Here is a 1,002-nt window from a genome sequence, read left to right as displayed (position 1 = left end):
CTAACGGGATGACATCAGCCCTAATAGACAGAGGATCAATAGTATGGCTTGCCTTTCCCAGATTTGATTCACCTTCAATCTTTGGGAAACTACTTGATAACGAAGCGGGAGAATTTAGCATATTACCACGAGAGGAAGAATATGAAGTTACCCAACAGTTTCTCGTCCCAAACGTATTACTTACTAAATTTAAGACTAAGGAAGGTAAAGCTGATATAATAGATTTAATGCCAATAGGTGAAAAAGCTATAATAAGAAAGATAAGGAGTGAAATAACGTTAAGAATTGATATTAAACCTATGTTCAACTATGGACTGTATCGACCAGTTATGGAACTAGAAGATAACGGGATTAGATTTCTAAACCCCTTATCTAGGGAATGTTTAGCGTTAATGAGTGATAAGTCCTTATCATCATCTTCATTTGAGACTAAAGGTGAGACAACACTCTACTTAGTCTACAGTTCTGATTACTCATATGGTCCATTCCATAAAGGTAAGAGGTTAAGAAAAGATTTAGAGAATTCATTCAACCTCACTTTGAATTATTGGAAAAATAAGGTAAAAGTTGACGATAAGGATGAGATAGGTAAAATGAAGTCGATAAGCTTAGGACTACTATTAGGTCTAATTTATTCACCTTCTGGTGGTAGCATAGCAGCCCCTACAACCTCTCTTCCAGAGGTAGAGGGAGGAAGCAGAAATTGGGATTATAGATACGTCTGGATAAGGGATTCAGCGATGATCTCAGAAGCATTGTTGTTTTCCGGATATATAGTAGAAGCTAGAAGAATAATTAACTTTCTCCTAGGATTAGTCAACTTCACGTCTAAACCTTTATTGCATCCTTTATACACCGTAGACGGTAACGATCCCCCTCCTGAGATGGAGATATCTTGGCTAAGAGGATATAAGGATTCGAAGCCAGTTAGGGTGGGAAACGCCGCTGCCTCGCAAGTACAGTTAGATATAGAGGGTTTTCTTATTGATGCTATATATAAAT

The 1,002-nt window shown here is 37.5% G+C and carries 1 protein-coding gene; it reads left to right on the top strand.

The annotated features are described in order from the left end of the window. On the top strand, positions 1 to 1,002 hold a 1,002-nt coding region (locus DMP16_RS10200), incomplete at both ends, for a glycoside hydrolase family 15 protein (RefSeq protein WP_143577218.1).

The sequence above is a fragment of the Sulfolobus sp. B1 genome, assembly GCF_007050195.1.
In the GTDB taxonomy this organism is placed as follows: domain Archaea; phylum Thermoproteota; class Thermoprotei_A; order Sulfolobales; family Sulfolobaceae; genus Saccharolobus.
Note: the sequence above shows the minus strand (reverse complement) of the source record. Positions and strands in the feature narration are given on the sequence as shown.